Origin of the sequence: Hymenobacter puniceus (assembly GCF_014333525.1) — a bacterium.
Classification (GTDB): domain Bacteria; phylum Bacteroidota; class Bacteroidia; order Cytophagales; family Hymenobacteraceae; genus Hymenobacter.
In genome coordinates this window covers 188,309-201,024 of the sequence record NZ_JACSCX010000002.1, presented here as the reverse complement: position 1 = coordinate 201,024, position 12,716 = coordinate 188,309, and the positions used below count along the sequence as shown (strand labels likewise).

Here is a 12,716-nt window from a genome sequence, read left to right as displayed (position 1 = left end):
GGCACGTAGCGCCAAGCCAGGAACAGGCCCTATATGCATAAAGCTGCCTCCGTGGAGCTGACCAGTGTGCGGCAGAACGGAGTGCCACTCCGCTCTACTGCCCTACGCGGCCTCCGACTGCCGGGACTTATCTACCGGGCGAGCCGTGCGTTGGTGCAGCTGCTGCACCAGCGGCAGCAGGTCGGAGAGCTTGCAGCAGCAGGCAATGCGGGCCACTTTTACGGAATGGGCGGTGGCAGCGGCCGGCGCGTCGGCGGCGCGATGAGAGATGGTCATGGGATTTAGGGTTTTAGTTGTCGGTTGCTAGTTGTCAGTAAGTAGGTTGACTGACAACCAGCAACTAGCAACCGACAACTCATTTAGGAGGCTTGGGCGAACAAATCGAGTTGTTGGGTGACGAGGGCCGAGCGAACCGAGCCGGCCCCAAACAGAATCTGGCGGCGGATGGTCTGCTCGTCGTAGTCGCGGGTGGAAAGGGCCTGGCCGCGGCAGGTGAGGAAGAACTTGGCGCGCTTGAGCACCACGCCAAACTTGTGCAGGTGGTCGAGGCTGAGTGGTCCGAAGCGGCGGGCGGCCACAATGCGCTTGGCCGAGCGCGCGCCCACACCGGGAATGCGCAGAATCATCTCGAAGTCGGCAGTATTGATATCCACCGGAAATACGTGGCGGTTACGCAGCGCCCAGGCCAGCTTGGGGTCCACTTCCAAGTCGAGGAACGGGTGCGCCGGGTCCAGGATTTCGTCGGCCTGGAAGCCGTAGAAGCGCATCAGCCAGTCACTCTGGTAGAGGCGGTGCTCCCGGATGAGGGGCGGCTGCGTTACCTGCGGCAGGCGGGCGTCGTCGGTGACGGGAATGTAGCCGGAGTAGTACACGCGCTTCAGGCCGTAGCCTTTATAGAGCGAATCACTCAGGTTGATGATCTGCAGGTCGTTTTCCTCAGAAGCGCCCACGATGAGCTGCGTGCTTTGGCCGGCCGTAGCAAACTGCGGTACTTTCTTGAAAAGCGCCTTTTCCTCTTTGTTCTGGGTGATGCCGTCCCGAATCTGAGCCATCGGGGTCAGAATCTCGGCGTAGTTTTTCTCGGGCGCTAGGTTCTGCAAGGCCATTTCAGAAGGCAGCTCGATGTTCACGCTCAGGCGGTCGGCATACAGACCGGCTTCCTGTATCAGCTCTTCCGAGGCGCCCGGAATGGCTTTCACGTGGATGTAGCCGTTGAATTTGTGCTCGGTGCGCAGCTTTTTGATGATGCGCACGAGGCGCTCCATGGTGTAGTCGGGCGAGGAGAAGATGCCGCTGCTCAGGAACAGACCCTCGATGTAGTTGCGGCGGTAGAAGTTCATGGTCAGGTCCACGACTTCGTCCACAGTGAAGGCAGCGCGCTTCACGTTGTTGCTCTTTCTCGACACGCAGTAGGCACAGTCGAAGATGCAGTGGTTGGTGAGCAGAATCTTCAGCAAGCTCACGCAGCGGCCGTCTTCGGTGTAGCTGTGGCAGATGCCCATGCCTTCGGCATTGCCTAGGCCTTTGTCCACGTTTTTGCGCTTGCCGCCGCTGCTGGAGCACGATACATCATACTTCGCGGCGTCTGCCAATATGCTTAGCTTTTCCTGAATGCGCTGTTCGTTCATCTGGGCAGTTTCGAGGCTTAAAAATAGAATCTTGCGCGCACATACGCACTATACAAAAGACTAAATTCATTGGAAATGTTCCGGTAATATGAAGTATTTACAGCCGAGCTATGCCGTGCTTTGCCGTTAAGAACAACTGCCTGCGCCACGTCCGGCGCAGGGCCGGCAACACAACTACTTTGCGGGCTCCGTACCTTGCGGAAAGGTGGTTTTGCGCCTTACTTAGTAGCTATGAGCAAGCGGTTGCTTTTCTGGATGTTGGTGGTACTGGGCTTCGTAGGCTTAGCCGGCACCGCTGTGGCCCAGAACAACGCTGTTGCGCCCGTAGACACTGCCCGCCGCGCCAACGGCACCCGTCCCGACTCGCTGCGTCGCCGCTTCGACCAGGAACGGCTGCTCAATAGCCTCAAGGCCTATACCCGCCGCAAAACCATTGCCGGCAAGGCCGCGTCGGCGCTGTTCAACTTCACGCCTCGCCGCGAAGACCAAGCCGGCCTCGACGCCGCGCTGCTGGACCGGCAATACGACCAGCACAACTACAAAATCGTGCGGCAGATCAACATCCGCACGCTCACGGCCTTCGGCTACAACATCGCCGACTCGACGCGGGTGCCGCGCAACGTGCTGGAAAAAACCGGCAACCTGCTGCACATCAAAACTTCCCGCACGCGGGTGCGGCAGGTGCTGCTGTTTCGGGTGGGCGAGGAACTGGAGCCACAGGATCTGGCCGAATCGGAACGTTTGCTGCGCCAGACGCCTGAGCTGCTCGATGCGCGGGTGTTCGTGAACGAGCGCACCAGCTCCGCCGACAGCGTGGACGTGGAAATCGTGACCAAAGACGTGTTCAGCCTCAACGGCTCGTGGGAGGTGCGCGACGTGGGCGCCGGCGTTATCGGATTGCGCGACCTGAACTTTCTGGGGCTGGGCCACCAGTTCCGCAACTCCTACCAGTACGGCAGCCGCTCGCCGCAGCCCTGGAGCTACGAAGGCAGCTACCAGGTGCCGTTCCGCCATTTCGTGACCGGGGAGGCGCGCTACCACAACGAGTTTGAAAACAAGTACGGCGGCTTCACCATCAGCCGGGGTTTCTACTCCATCAACACCAAGTACGCCGGGGCTCTGTCGGTGTACGCCTACGACCAGGGCATAGTGCTGCCGCGCCCCGATGGCACGCCTCAGCAGCCGCCCGAAGGCCAGTTGCCCACCTATACGCCCCGCCGCTACACCACCCAGGATGTGTGGGTAGGCCGCTCTTTGCCTCTGCCTTCCTACGATTTGGGCTACGAAAACCCCGCCCGCCTGATTGTGGCGGCCCGCCTGCAGCGCTCCAGCTTTTCGGCCCGCCCCACCCCCGACTACCTCGACGCCAGCGCCGTGCTGGGCACGGTAGGCTACAGCGTCCGGCGCTACTACAAAGACAAATACCTGTTCGGCTTCGGGCGCACCGAGGATATTCCGGCCGGCACGCTGCTGAGCGCCACGGTGGGCTACGAAATGAACCGCCAGCAAAACCGCCACTACTACGGCCTGCGCGCCTCCACAGCCAGCTACAGCCCGCGCGGCGGCTATCTGTACATGAGCGGGGAGTTTGGCTCGTTTGTGCGGCGCCCGTCCAACGACTGGCAGCAGGGCCTCGTGAGCACCGAGCTGCTGTACTTCACGCGGCTCTACCACCGCGGCAACTTCCAGTGGCGGCACTTCTTATGGAGCCGCAACGCCATCGGCCTCAACCGCCGCCCCGGCGAGCAGCTGCTGGCCATCAACGGCGACCGGGGCCTGCGGGGCTTCTCACCGGCCACCGACCTGCGCGGCACCAGCCGGGTGGTGCTCAACTACGAAACCACCGTGTTTACGCCCGTCTCGTTTCTGGGCTTCCGACTGGCTATGCTAGTATTTGCCGATGCCGCCTGGCTGAACACGCGCACCCCGGGCCGCACGCTGCCCTTCCACGACAAGCCCTACACCGGCTTCGGGGCGGGTTTGCGCTTCCGCAACGAGTACCTGCCGATCCGCACGTTTCAGCTGCTGCTGGGTTTCTACCCGCGCGGGCTGGCCACGCCCAACGGCTTCAGCATCTACGAAAGCTCCCGCTCCTACTACGACTTCAGCGACTTCAGCTTCGGCCAGCCCGGCGTGGTGCGCTACGAGTAAGCCACAGTCGTAAAGTCCGGGCCGGGTGCTAGCCGATTGGCGCTGAGTAGCAGTTATGCCGGAAATCCAGGGCTTAACGCGGCGAAATTCCCAAATTTCAAAAGTCCGATTGCCGGACATTCTTTTCGCGGGGCCAGCACCAGACGCACTGGAAACTAGGTAACCTTACCGTGCCTCCCTGATGTATTGAGTTTGCTGCTGCCTTGCCAGCAACTTAAGATACTGGGAAGGCAAAGCATTACTGTTGAATCCTTTTCTACTCCGCTATGAAGCCATCGTTACTCATGCTCTTTATTGGGATTTTGCTTACTGCCTGCAAGAAAGAGGAAGTAGATGCGCTGCCGGAGGCCACACGTACGGGCCAGAACACAGGCGGCTGCCTCATCGATGGCAAAGCCTTCGTAGCTAAAGGCTGGCCTAGCGGTGGCATTCTTGGCCCGAATGCCATTCCGCCAATAGGCGGTGGTTTTGCCTTCGATAGCGCCTATTACGTGAGAATATATGGACAGCGCGACGGCCAGAATGTGACGGTTACGCTTTACCTGCAAAAAGATATCCCCAATACGTATCTGCTTAACCGCACCACCCAATACTATCCACAGGGTGCCCCAAATGTCATTTTAAGCCATGCAACTTATAGTATATCGGGTAGTGGTGGGGAAGTATATGTGACTGATGCACAGCATATAGGTCGTGTGGACCTGACCAACGCAGATCTGCGCACTGGCATTGGCTCCGGTACGTTCGAGTTTACTGCGGCCAGCACGTTCGACCGCACCAAGACAGTCACAATTACCAACGGCCGCTTCGACCGTAAGCAGTAACTCCTGCATTGCTGTTTTACCCCATGCAGTAAGGGCTTTTTCGTGCCCGCGGTTGGTTTGCGTAGCTTTGCGGTTGCCGGTGGCTCGGCGCAGCCTTTATCTTCAAACGCCAATTTCTCTGCCCATGCTCGCGCTCGGTGATTACAACGACCTGGAAGTGGCCCGCGCCGTCGACTTCGGCCTCTACCTTTCTTCCGACGACGGCGACCTGCTCATCCCGCGCAAATACGTGCCCGAAGGCACCGAAATCGGTGATGTGCTGCGCGTGTTCGTCTACCGTGACTCCGAGGACCGGCTGATTGCCACCACGCTGGAGCCGCTGGCCACGGTGGGCCAGTTTGCGGCCCTGACGGTGCGCGACGTGACGCCCAACGGCGCATTCCTGGAATGGGGTCTGGAGAAGGATTTGTTCCTGCCCTACCGCAACCAGCGCCACGACCTGCGCGTCGGCCAGCGCGAAACCGTGTTCGTGTACCTCGATGAAACCACCGACCGGATTGTGGCCTCGGCCAAATGGGAATGGTTTCTCAGCGACCAGCCCTATGCCGGTAAAGTCGGCGACACGGCCGAGCTGTTTGTGGCCGCCGAAACTGATATGGGTTTCAAGGTAATCGTGGATGGCACTCATCAGGGTTTGCTTTACCACAACGAAGTGTTTAAGCCCCTGCGCCTCGGCGACGTGCACACCGGCTACGTGCGCGCCATCCGCCCCGATGGCAAGCTGGATTTGAGCCTCCAGCGCCTTGGCCACGACGAAGCCCTGGCCGCCGCCGACACCCTGCTGGAAGCCCTGCGCAAAGCCCCCGAAGGCCTGCTCCCGCTCGGCGACAAAAGTGAGCCCGACGACATCTACCGCCGCCTGGGCATGAGCAAAAAAGTATTCAAAAAGGCCCTCGGCACGCTCTACAAGCGTGGCCAGGTGCAGCTCCAGCCCGAAAGCACCCAGTTGCTGCCCGAAAAATAGACAAGTGGAAAACTGGCAGATTCAGGACCTGCCCGGGGCCTGTCCGACTACGTATAAGATCCTGTACAGTCAAGCTGCCTTTGCCTTCGCGCTGATAGGTGGTGCGGTTGCGTTGCTGTGCAGCATTGCTATGATTTGGAACGCTTACCGGAGCCGCGGCACACGTAATAATCTGGCTTGGTGTGCTGTAGCAATACTAGGTCTTACGGGCGTATTCCTTTATTCCGACTGGCAACAGTACCAGGCAACTCAGGACATCCTGAACCATGCCGCTACTGCCCCAGGCACTATTCACAACGTTGGCAGATCAGGAGGCAAAAACAGCACACTGGTAGGCCACTATTCTTTTCGCTACGGTCGGTATATCTACCACGGCTTTGCAAACTTGGCCGGCCTGTACCCGAGACTTCCTATAAAGGATTATATCGGGAAACAATATACCGTCTTGTTTTCGACAGATAACCCTGCCAATGCTCATCTGGATATATTTTGCCCGGTTGATTCTGCTGAATAAGCTGTAACGACTGGCCCAGACAACCCCTGGCGGCTGGCGGCCGTCTTACTAGCTGCGCGGCCGCAATAACAGGCTGGCTGGTGTTGTTTCCCTTCTCTCATGCAGAAAACTGCCCTCATTGCCGGGGCCAGCGGCCTGATTGGCAGCCAGCTGCTGCCCCTGCTGCTGGCCTCCGACCGCTACGCCAAAGTGGTGGCCGTAGGCCGGCGGCCGCTGCCCATCGTGCACCCCAAGCTGGAGCAGCGCATCCTCGACTTCGACCACCTCGAGGAGCACCGCTTCGCCCTGATTGCCGATGATGTATACTGCTGCCTGGGCACCACTATGCGCCAGGCCGGCTCCAAAAAAGCCTTCTATACCGTCGATTACCTGTATGTGGTGAAGCTGGCGGCGCTTACGGCCGGCAATTTTGCCGTGCAGCTGCTGGTGGTGTCGGCCATGGGCGCCGACGAAAAGTCGCGCATCTACTACAACCGGGTGAAGGGCGAAATGGAGGAAGCAGTGCGCCAGACGCCGTTTCGGGCCGTGCATCTGTTCCGGCCTTCGCTGCTGCTGGGTGAGCGAAGCGAGCAGCGCCTTGGCGAGCGAGTGGGGGCCGCGCTTCTGCGCGCACTGCGGCCAGTGCTGCTGGGGCCGCTACGGCGCTACCGGGCCGTGGAAGCCGCTACTGTGGCCCGGGCCATGCTTCGCGCCGCCACCCAGGATACTATCGGCATTCATGTGCATCCGTCGGACAAGATACAAACCCAGGGGCGCCTGAGTTGATAGCCGTTCTGCCAGTCCATTATCCCGGTACCATTGTAGCCGGCAGCCTAAGGTGTCTCAGCAGTATATATTCTTAGCAGGCTGCGTGGAAAATGATTTGTACTTTTGCCGGAACATCACCTCAGTACATTTTCATTTTTAGCGTATGAAGCGTTTGTCTTTTAGTGTGTTGCTGGTGCTTTTGGCCGGGGTTCTGAACCTGGCGGAAGCGCAAAGCAAGAAGGGTAGCGGCGGCGGCAGCGGCTACAAGAATGGGCTGGGCTTGCGGGCCGGCGGCTATTCATCGGGCGGCACGTTCAAGCACTTCATCAGCGGCAAAAACAACGTGGCGCTGGAAGCCCTGCTCACCACCGAGTACCGGGCGAAAGGCGCGCGCCTCACGGTGCTACTGGAAAAGCACCTGCCCGTAGCCGACCTCAAAGGTCTGCAGTTCTACTATGGCGCCGGCGCCCATGCCGGCTCCTACCGGGGCCGCTACTATTACTACGAGCGGCTGTATTACTACAACAAAGGCAAGTATAAAGCCTACAACGTAGTATACGAAGACGACCGGAACTACGTGGTTTTCGGTGCCGATTTGATCCTGGGTCTGGAATATAAAATGGCCGACCTGCCCTTCGTGGTAGGCGTAGACTACAAGCCCTACTTCGAGGTGTTTGATGGTTACACCGGCCTCTACAACGACGCGGCCGTTAGCCTCCGTTTCACGTTTTAGCCTGGATGCTCATGCACCCGCCACCGGGATTTTGCCGGTGGCTGCCTGACTTATATCAGCTGCAAAAAAGCCCGCTCGTTTACTGAGCGGGCTTTTTTATGTCAACTATTTTGCTGCTAGTAGCGCACGTGCCCCCGCTGCGGCCGGGCATGGTAGTGGCGCGAGGCAGGCGGCACTACTATGGCGCGGGGCCGCACAGGCGCCGGCCGCGCCAGCACCGGCCGGTAGTAGGTGCGCGGAGCAGACCAATAATAGGAATTGTAATAAGGCCGGGGCGGCCCCAACACTACCACCGCAGGAGCCGACGACACGCAGCCCGTGAGCAGGGTGCCAGCCAGTAGCAGCACTGGTAAGAGAGAAAGTCTCAGCAGCTTGTTCATAGAAATGCAGTTCCGGCCGTTAGCTGGCCGGGCACTTCCATAGACAACAAAGAGGTTTTCCGGTTTAATTCCCTGAGCCCTGGCAATAAGCTCTCAGACTACTTGCGCCAGGGGCGGTGCCGGTCGTGGAGCAGGAAGCCAGCCGTGAACAACACCTGGCCAGAGCGCTGCCGATAGGCGTAAGTCTGGTTCTGAAAGGAGAACTCGCGCGAATAGGGCGTGAGGCCACGTTCGTATCGGGCATTCAGGTCGAAGCGGCCGAGCTGCACGCCAACGCCCACCTGCCCCAGCACCTGGGTGCGCCGGCTGCTGCCATAGATGGCGGACTGTAGCGCTTCGATTTCGGTGGTGCCTGTGCTGCTTCGGCTGGGTTGGCGGTAGCGGGCCAGCACGGGCCCGGCCAGCAGGTACAGCCGGCGCCCCAGGTGCACCCCTGCCAGTGCCGCTACCTCCAGCCGCTGCAGCCGCGGATACAGATACACAATGATGGGGTAAGGCGAGTTGGGCAGCTGATAGTAAGTGATACTCGACTGGTTGCCGAGCACCGAGGTGTAGGCCACTTCCGGCTGCACAAACCAGCCCTTCTCCCCCAGCCCCACGCGAGCAAACACGCTGTAGCGGTTGCCGGTATCATCAAGGCGGGAGTTGTCGTCGTCGGTTTGGAACGTGTATTTGCCCAGCTGAATCTGGCTGGGCTCGGCCCAGGTCTGGCTGATGTTGAAGCTGGCGCCTACACCTACAGTTTCGAGGTGCTGGGTTTGGCCCGCGAGTGGGAGTACGCTCAGGCACAAGCCCAGGAATTGATAGATAGATTTCATAACCGGAAAAGACAAAAGGAGGATAAGTACACAGACAGCTTAACGCCCCAGGGCTAGGCCGATGCGCAGTTTGGCAAAAATGTCGATGGCCAGCATACCCGCATCCTGGTGGCCCGGATTGGGCGTGAGGGCCACGGGAACGGCCAAACTAAAATCGACGAAGCCGTAGCGGCCCAGGCGGCGCTGCAGCCCGTACACGGCGGCCAGGCTCAGCCGCACAGTCTGCCCGTCGCGGGCGAAAGTGGTGTAATGCGTTTCGCGGGAATTCCGCCCGAAGCCGCTGCTCAGGGCCAGCGAGAGGTAATTGGCCGAGAAATTACTGGCGCTTTTACCCTTCCGGATCCGCTTGTTCAGGTTGTAGTAGTAGCGGCCGGCCACTTGGGTGCGCAGTGCAAAGCCGTTGCGAAGCTGGCGCGTTTCCGCGTCGCGGTAGCGCAGGAAATCCGGGCTCACCTCGCCCAGCACCGACCACACCGGCGTCAGCTTCCGCTCGTAGGCTAAATGCACACCCAGACGGGAGCTCAGCAGCGAATCGGGGCCGTTGGCAATGCCTTGGTAGACAGCGCCAATATTGTTCAGGCCCAGCTTCCAGAGTTGCGTTTCCTCAATCTGTAGCCGGGTGAGCTTGCTGTACTGCTGGCTTAGGCGGCTGCTTTCAGTGAGCTGAGATACCGGCAGTGGTGTGGCAACTGTTTCCTCGCCGTAGCTGACCCGTGAGGAGTCTGGAGCAGTCTGGGCCAGGGCAGCGGCTGGCAGCAGGGCCAGCACCAGCAGCGGGCCACGCAAAAAACGGAGGATAGAAGTCGGGAGCATAGGGCAGGAATAAAAAGGTTAGCGTTTGATAAGTAGTGGCTGAATCTGGAGCGTGATGGGCGCGTAGGAAGTAAGCACCCGAATAAGTGGCGCGCGGCCGGGCGCGGTCAGGCGCAACGACTGCTGGCCGGTTGTTTTGCGCACGGCACCAGTGTAGGCAGCCGGCACTGCCAGCGTGCTGTGCGCCGTGCTCAGGTTGTAGCTGAACATATCCGGCTGCAGCGCCTCCAGCTTCACTTCGGTGCGCTGGGCATCAATGAACACGCTCTGCAGATTGGAGCCAGGCTGCAGCAGCACGCTGCCATAGCGGTTGCGAATGGTGTAGCTGCCACTGGCCCCGGTGAGCCGCAGCGCCGATTTATCGGCCTCACACACAAATGCTAGGTTGATATTAGCAGCATTTAAGTCGGCGTAGCGGACGGTGGCCGAGAAGGTCCCGCGCAGGTCTTCCAGCGTAATCTGGCCGAAATCCTGCTCCAGCGTCTGCTTGCCCGCGAGGCCCGTGAAGTAGGTCTGGCCGTAGGCATTCACCACCTGCAGCGGGTTGCCGGCCGGCATCTGCACCGTGTACTCGGCGCGCAGGTCGCTGCGCACAGCCGCGGCGCCCGGGGCCAGTGCGAAATAGTTGACTAGGTCAATCACACTGCCGCTTTTTTCAATCAGGCAGCGCGCTACGGGCAGTTCTTTCTCGGCAGTTTCGCGCTCCGGGTGCCGCGCAATCAGGCGCAGCACCACCCGCACGGTGGGCTTGTCCCAGCCCTGCACCCGCAGCGTGGCTTTTTCGGCCCGCACCCGCACCAGCACGCCGGCGGGGCACGGCAGGGTTTGCTCGAGGGTGCGCGTAACGACCTGCACTTTGGTTTGGGCCGGCGCAGCTACCGCACTCAGCAACAGCAGAAGCAGGCTTCCGCCAAGGGCCAGCAGGGGCCGCAGCTTTTCGGGGGAGTACTTCATGAGATTAAAAGTTGAACAAGCTCCCGCGTGACGGTGGCTTTGAGCGTGGTAATCTGAACCTGGTGCTGCAGCAGCTCGGGCGTGGCCCCAAAACGGCGGACGTCGCGCCGCAGCCCCTGTTCCTCGGTTTCCAGCTCCGTGAGCTGCGAACGTAGCTGCCGGAACTCGTCGGACTGGCACACCGTGGGCAAGGACGTGCAATGGGCATCGATGAAGCTGACGCCCTGCTCGCCCAGCGGATCGAAGGCGGCCGGTGCGGCGGGACTGGCCGCGGGGGCGGGCACCACTTCCTCACTGTAGGCAATGGTTTCGCGCGGCGCGGTGGCGGCTGGCGCCCGGGCAACATCGGCGGCCAGGCGCCGCTCAGGCTGCTGCCACCACACCCCAACCAGCACCAATATGGCGGCCGCTATACCGGCTGCCAGCTGCCACGAAGCAGTTGGCCAGAGGCGGCGTACCGGCGACACTTCCAGGACAGGTAACAGCTCGGGACTGGGGGCTTTGGCGTCGGCAGGCTCATCAAGGCGGCTAGCAATACTGTCCCAGAGGTCGTCGTCGGGTTCGTGGGTGGGCAGGTAGGGCACGGCCCGAGCTACGGTATCGTCGGTCGTGAGCTGCGCTTGAATTCGGGACCAGGTGGCGGGGGTGGGCTCGTGGGTGGGCAACTGTTGCAGGGCCCGCCGCAGATGCTGCCGCCCGTTTTCGGGGGTTTCGGGGGTCTGGCTCATGCGTGGTATAAATGGTGTAGTTTCACTTGCAGCAGCTTCTTGGCGTGGTAGAGCTGCGACTTGCTGGTGCCTTCCGTGATGCTCAGCAGTTCGGCCACTTCGCGGTGCAGATAGCCTTCCACCTCAATCAGGCAGAACACGGCCCGGTAGCCGGCCGGCAGCTCACTAATGGCCTTGTCCAAAGCCTCGCCGGTCAGGCTGTCGTGCCAGCCTACGGTGGGTTCGGGGTGGCGCTGGTCGTCGTAAATTTCCATGCGCTGCTCTTGGCGCAGCACCCGCAGCGCCCGGCGCACCACAATGGCCTTTATCCAGGCGCCCAGCGTCGACTGCTGCCGGAAGCCACTCAGGTGCCGGAACACATCCACGAAGCCTTCCTGCAGTGCGTCCTGGGCCAGGTCCCTGTTGTTGCCAAGAATCCGCATGGCGCACGAAAACATAGCCGACTTGTAGCGCTGGTAGAGCTGGTGCTGGGCCGTGCGGTCCTGGGCCAGGCAGCCGGCCAGCAGCAACGATTCGTCGGAAAGTTCGGGAGAGAGAGGCAGCGCAGTCACTGTCGTTGCGGAAGGTGGAGTTGGCAGAAAGGGCCCGCGCCCCTTGCAATGGTTGGTTGGGCAGTGAAAGAATTTTGTAGCGAGGCTAGTAAACGCACAAGCGCCTGCCCTTCCACGGAAAGGCAGGCGCTTGTGTGCGTAATCGGCAGCCGGAAAAACCGGCGTTATTTCTTGGCTGCGTACTCCTGGTTGAGGTATTTGAGCACCGGCTGCGTGATGTCGAGGTCTTTGCGGCCGTAAGCCAGCGAGCCGCTCAAAATCAGACGGTAGCCGTTAGCCTTGCCGTATTTTTCGATCTGCTTGTTTACGCGCTCCAGCACAGCCTGCGTCATTTTGGCTTCTTCTTCCTGAGCTTGCTGCTGCAGCTTCTGCTGGTTTTGGCCCACCTGTTGCTGCTGGGCGCCCAGCTTCTGCTCGGTAGCGGCACGCTGCTCGGGGCTCATGCTTTCACCCTGCTTCTGGTACTGCTGCACGGCGGCCTGAAAGCTCTGCACCATGCTCTGGTTCTGGGCTTCCCAGCGTCTGGCTTTGGCCTCGAAGGCCTTGCGGGCGTCCTGCATGCCCTTGTAGCCGTCCAGCAGCTTGCCCGATTCCACGAAAGCCACTTTGTTGGTGTCGGCGGCAGCCAGGGCGGCGGGCTCATCGGCCGCCACGGTGGTTTCGGTGGTGGCACCCGTCGAGTCGGTGGTGGTGACGACTACCGGGGCTTTGCGGGTAGCTACGGCCGCCGGCTTGTTGGAGAAATGCAAGTAGAACAGCACGGCCACGGCAATGACCAGCACGGCATTGATAGCCAGTTGAAGCGAGTTTTTCATTCGGGAAACAAGAGAGAAAAGCGCCGTAGTAACCCAATGCGGGCGAACGGCCTGCCAAAGAAACGAAAAAAGGCCTGCCGATACTATTGCCGCCGC

15 protein-coding genes are annotated in these 12,716 nt (G+C 60.6%); 6 read left to right on the top strand and 9 right to left on the bottom strand.

Annotation, left to right across the window (positions count from 1 at the left end; genetic code table 11):
- Positions 1-102 precede the first annotated feature (102 nt).
- Both H8B14_RS05965 and H8B14_RS05960 read right to left on the bottom strand, forming a co-directional pair.
- Positions 103-276, bottom strand: a complete 174-nt coding sequence (locus H8B14_RS05965) for a hypothetical protein (RefSeq protein WP_187314711.1) — start codon at positions 274-276, stop codon at positions 103-105.
- A gap of 83 nt (positions 277-359) precedes the next feature.
- Positions 360-1,628, bottom strand: coding sequence for a putative DNA modification/repair radical SAM protein (locus H8B14_RS05960; RefSeq protein WP_187314710.1), 1,269 nt, complete (start codon positions 1,626-1,628; stop codon positions 360-362).
- Positions 1,629-1,859: 231 nt separating this feature from the next.
- Between H8B14_RS05960 and H8B14_RS05955 the strand changes: the two genes are divergently transcribed.
- The 6 genes from H8B14_RS05955 to H8B14_RS05930 all read left to right on the top strand — a co-directional run bounded on the left by H8B14_RS05955 (position 1,860) and on the right by H8B14_RS05930 (position 7,561).
- Positions 1,860-3,779, top strand: coding sequence for a BamA/TamA family outer membrane protein (locus H8B14_RS05955; RefSeq protein ID WP_187314709.1), 1,920 nt, complete (start codon positions 1,860-1,862; stop codon positions 3,777-3,779).
- A gap of 266 nt (positions 3,780-4,045) precedes the next feature.
- Positions 4,046-4,603, top strand: a complete 558-nt coding sequence (locus H8B14_RS05950; RefSeq protein WP_187314708.1) for a DUF6252 family protein — start codon at positions 4,046-4,048, stop codon at positions 4,601-4,603.
- Between the two features lie 124 nt (positions 4,604-4,727).
- A complete protein-coding gene (locus H8B14_RS05945; protein ID WP_187314707.1) occupies positions 4,728-5,567 on the top strand; it encodes a CvfB family protein in 840 nt (279 codons plus the stop codon).
- A gap of 4 nt (positions 5,568-5,571) precedes the next feature.
- On the top strand, positions 5,572-6,081 hold the full coding sequence (locus H8B14_RS05940; protein WP_187314706.1) for a hypothetical protein: 510 nt from the start codon (positions 5,572-5,574) through the stop codon (positions 6,079-6,081).
- Between the two features lie 99 nt (positions 6,082-6,180).
- Positions 6,181-6,846 carry a Rossmann-fold NAD(P)-binding domain-containing protein gene (locus H8B14_RS05935; RefSeq protein WP_187314705.1) on the top strand — a complete coding sequence of 222 codons (666 nt, stop codon included), beginning with the start codon at positions 6,181-6,183 and terminating at the stop codon, positions 6,844-6,846.
- A 145-nt stretch (positions 6,847-6,991) separates the two neighbouring features.
- Positions 6,992-7,561: a hypothetical protein gene (locus H8B14_RS05930; protein WP_187314704.1), complete on the top strand. Its 570-nt coding sequence runs from the start codon at positions 6,992-6,994 to the stop codon at positions 7,559-7,561.
- Between the two features lie 116 nt (positions 7,562-7,677).
- On the opposite strand, the gene H8B14_RS05925 is transcribed toward H8B14_RS05930, so the two are convergent.
- From H8B14_RS05925 to H8B14_RS05895, 7 genes are all read right to left on the bottom strand, one after another.
- The gene (locus H8B14_RS05925; RefSeq protein WP_187314703.1) at positions 7,678-7,941 is read right to left on the bottom strand and encodes a hypothetical protein; all 264 of its coding nucleotides are present in this window, start codon (positions 7,939-7,941) and stop codon (positions 7,678-7,680) included.
- A 98-nt stretch (positions 7,942-8,039) separates the two neighbouring features.
- Complete coding sequence (locus H8B14_RS05920; protein WP_187314702.1) at positions 8,040-8,759, bottom strand: outer membrane beta-barrel protein; 720 nt, start codon at positions 8,757-8,759, stop codon at positions 8,040-8,042.
- A gap of 39 nt (positions 8,760-8,798) precedes the next feature.
- Complete coding sequence (locus tag H8B14_RS05915; RefSeq protein ID WP_187314701.1) at positions 8,799-9,572, bottom strand: hypothetical protein; 774 nt, start codon at positions 9,570-9,572, stop codon at positions 8,799-8,801.
- Between the two features lie 18 nt (positions 9,573-9,590).
- Positions 9,591-10,526: a hypothetical protein gene (locus H8B14_RS05910; RefSeq protein WP_187314700.1), complete on the bottom strand. Its 936-nt coding sequence runs from the start codon at positions 10,524-10,526 to the stop codon at positions 9,591-9,593.
- Positions 10,523-11,254: a hypothetical protein gene (locus H8B14_RS05905; protein ID WP_187314699.1), complete on the bottom strand. Its 732-nt coding sequence runs from the start codon at positions 11,252-11,254 to the stop codon at positions 10,523-10,525. Before H8B14_RS05905 ends, H8B14_RS05910 begins: the two co-directional genes overlap by 4 nt.
- Positions 11,251-11,805 (bottom strand): RNA polymerase sigma factor, encoded by a 555-nt coding sequence (locus H8B14_RS05900; protein WP_315984805.1) that lies wholly within the window; start codon positions 11,803-11,805, stop codon positions 11,251-11,253. The genes H8B14_RS05905 and H8B14_RS05900 overlap by 4 nt, the downstream gene beginning before the upstream one ends.
- Before the next feature lie 164 nt (positions 11,806-11,969).
- Positions 11,970-12,620: an OmpH/Skp family outer membrane protein gene (locus H8B14_RS05895; protein ID WP_187314698.1), complete on the bottom strand. Its 651-nt coding sequence runs from the start codon at positions 12,618-12,620 to the stop codon at positions 11,970-11,972.
- Between the last annotated feature and the right edge of the window lie 96 nt (positions 12,621-12,716).

What these genes read in the sequence shown, in the direction of transcription:
- H8B14_RS05965 (WP_187314711.1), bottom strand. Translation starts at nt 276, where the DNA reads ATGACCATCTCTCATCGCGCCGCCGACGCGCCGGCCGCTGCCACCGCC.
- H8B14_RS05960 (WP_187314710.1), bottom strand. Translation starts at nt 1,628, where the DNA reads ATGAACGAACAGCGCATTCAGGAAAAGCTAAGCATATTGGCAGACGCC.
- H8B14_RS05955 (WP_187314709.1), top strand. Translation starts at nt 1,860, where the DNA reads ATGAGCAAGCGGTTGCTTTTCTGGATGTTGGTGGTACTGGGCTTCGTA.
- H8B14_RS05950 (WP_187314708.1), top strand. Translation starts at nt 4,046, where the DNA reads ATGAAGCCATCGTTACTCATGCTCTTTATTGGGATTTTGCTTACTGCC.
- H8B14_RS05945 (WP_187314707.1), top strand. Translation starts at nt 4,728, where the DNA reads ATGCTCGCGCTCGGTGATTACAACGACCTGGAAGTGGCCCGCGCCGTC.
- H8B14_RS05935 (WP_187314705.1), top strand. Translation starts at nt 6,181, where the DNA reads ATGCAGAAAACTGCCCTCATTGCCGGGGCCAGCGGCCTGATTGGCAGC.
- H8B14_RS05930 (WP_187314704.1), top strand. Translation starts at nt 6,992, where the DNA reads ATGAAGCGTTTGTCTTTTAGTGTGTTGCTGGTGCTTTTGGCCGGGGTT.
- H8B14_RS05925 (WP_187314703.1), bottom strand. Translation starts at nt 7,941, where the DNA reads ATGAACAAGCTGCTGAGACTTTCTCTCTTACCAGTGCTGCTACTGGCT.
- H8B14_RS05920 (WP_187314702.1), bottom strand. Translation starts at nt 8,759, where the DNA reads ATGAAATCTATCTATCAATTCCTGGGCTTGTGCCTGAGCGTACTCCCA.
- H8B14_RS05915 (WP_187314701.1), bottom strand. Translation starts at nt 9,572, where the DNA reads ATGCTCCCGACTTCTATCCTCCGTTTTTTGCGTGGCCCGCTGCTGGTG.
- H8B14_RS05910 (WP_187314700.1), bottom strand. Translation starts at nt 10,526, where the DNA reads ATGAAGTACTCCCCCGAAAAGCTGCGGCCCCTGCTGGCCCTTGGCGGA.
- H8B14_RS05905 (WP_187314699.1), bottom strand. Translation starts at nt 11,254, where the DNA reads ATGAGCCAGACCCCCGAAACCCCCGAAAACGGGCGGCAGCATCTGCGG.
- H8B14_RS05895 (WP_187314698.1), bottom strand. Translation starts at nt 12,620, where the DNA reads ATGAAAAACTCGCTTCAACTGGCTATCAATGCCGTGCTGGTCATTGCC.